This window comes from Ruthenibacterium intestinale, assembly GCF_040096265.1.
In the GTDB taxonomy this organism is placed as follows: Bacteria; Bacillota; Clostridia; order Oscillospirales; family Ruminococcaceae; genus Ruthenibacterium; species Ruthenibacterium komagatae.
In genome coordinates this window covers 1-1670 of the sequence record NZ_JBBMFA010000007.1, presented here as the reverse complement: position 1 = coordinate 1670, position 1670 = coordinate 1, and the positions used below count along the sequence as shown (strand labels likewise).

The 1670-nt window shown below is 64.4% G+C and carries 2 protein-coding genes; both read right to left on the bottom strand.

From position 1 onward, the window contains the following. Positions 1-31 precede the first annotated feature (31 nt). Positions 32-943: an L-serine ammonia-lyase, iron-sulfur-dependent, subunit alpha gene (sdaAA, locus tag WMO24_RS00055; RefSeq protein WP_349213960.1), complete on the bottom strand. Its 912-nt coding sequence runs from the start codon at positions 941-943 to the stop codon at positions 32-34. 14 nt (positions 944-957) lie between these two features. Next, entirely contained in the window at positions 958-1617 is a 660-nt protein-coding gene (sdaAB, locus tag WMO24_RS00050; RefSeq protein WP_349213959.1) for an L-serine ammonia-lyase, iron-sulfur-dependent subunit beta, read from the bottom strand. Positions 1618-1670: the final 53 nt, after the last annotated feature.

Here is a 1670-nt window from a genome sequence, read left to right as displayed (position 1 = left end):
CGCGGGATACACCGCGCGCCGGTTTTCTTTTTTATTGATTGCATCCGCAGCCTTGGCATCCGCCCGGTGTGCCGAACACCTGCTCGAACAGTTTCCGCCCGGTGGGCGTGGTGGCCAGTCCGCCTTCTGCCGTCTCGCGAAGAGCGGCGGGCATGGCGTCGCCCACCCGCTTCATGGCCTGAATCACTTCATCGGCGGGAATAGCGCTTTGAATGCCTGCCAACGCCAGTTCCGCGGCGCACAGCGCATTGGCCACGCCGGCGGCATTGCGCTTGATGCAGGGGATCTCCACCAGCCCGGCCACCGGGTCACACACAAGACCCAGGGTGTTCTTCAGCGCGATGGCCACAGCCTGTTCCGCCATGGCCGGTGTTCCGCCGCCCAGTTCCACCAGTGCTGCTGCAGCCATGGCGGAGGCAGAACCGCACTCGGCCTGGCAGCCGCCCTGCGCTCCGGAAAGCGTGGCGTTGTGGGCGATCACAAGCCCCACTGCCGCCGCGGTGAACAGGCTCATGACGCAATCGCGTTCAGGAATCTGGCGCTCCTGTTGCATGGTCAGCACTGCCGCGGGTAAAATGCCGCAGCTGCCCGCAGTGGGAGCAGCAACGATCCGTCCCATGGCGGCGTTCCATTCGCTGACAGCCAGCGCGCGGGCCAGCGCGCCGGTGAATACGGGACCGGTCAGACCGCCGTTGCGCGCGGCCTGCTGCATCCGGTATCCGTCACCGCCGGTCAGGCCGCTGGTGGAGCGCACGCCCTTTTCGCTTCCGGCGCACACCGCCTGCGCCATCACGGCGTATTGGTCGCGCATCCGCCGGTACAGGACCTCCGGTTCCTGTTCGGCTTGCCGCGCCTGCTGTTCCAGCACAAGCTGCGAAAGGGGAACTCCCTGCCGGCCGGCTTCGCACACCAGTGCGGAGAGATTGGTAAAATCCAGTTCCATTGCTGTGTTCCTCCTCAAACCGGTAAAAGCATGGTGCTGGACAGCACGTTGGGCAGCTGCTCCACGCAGTGGTTCAAATCCGCATCCACGGTGCCGTCTACTTCAATGGTCATCACGGCATTGCCTCCTTTGCACGCCCGTGCAAGACGAAAATTGCAGATATTCACTCCGCGCCGGCTCAGTTCTTCGGTCACCGCCGCGATGGTGCCGGGGGCGTCCCGGTGAAGCACGATCAGTGTGGTGTGCTCACCGCTGACGTCTACCGCCATGCCGTTTACCTGTGTGACGTGGATGCTGCCGCCACCCACGGAAGCGCCCTGAAGCGTGATCTCGCGGCCACTTTCTCCCTTCAGGGTCACGCGTGCCGTGTTGGGATGCGCGTCGTCCAGGTGTACGGGGAAAAAGCGGACGTCCAGTCCTTCCCGGCGGGCAATGGAAAGGCTGTCCCGGATGCGCTCATCGTCCGGCTCCATGCCAAGAATGCCGCCCGCCAGGGCCCGGTCGGTTCCGTGTCCCTTGTATGTCTTGGCAAAACTGCCGTGCAGCTCGATCCGGGCGCACACGGGCCGTTCGCCCAGCAGCGCGCGGGCAATTCGTCCGATGCGGGCCGCCCCGGCTGTATGGCTGGAGGACGGGCCGATCATCACCGGCCCGATGATATCAAATACATCCATTGCAGACCTCACTTTTCAAACCATAAAAATCCGGCCCGCTGCCATGGCAGCGG

What these genes read in the sequence shown, in the direction of transcription:
- sdaAA (WP_349213960.1), bottom strand. Translation starts at nt 943, where the DNA reads ATGGAACTGGATTTTACCAATCTCTCCGCACTGGTGTGCGAAGCCGGC.
- sdaAB (WP_349213959.1), bottom strand. Translation starts at nt 1,617, where the DNA reads ATGGATGTATTTGATATCATCGGGCCGGTGATGATCGGCCCGTCCTCC.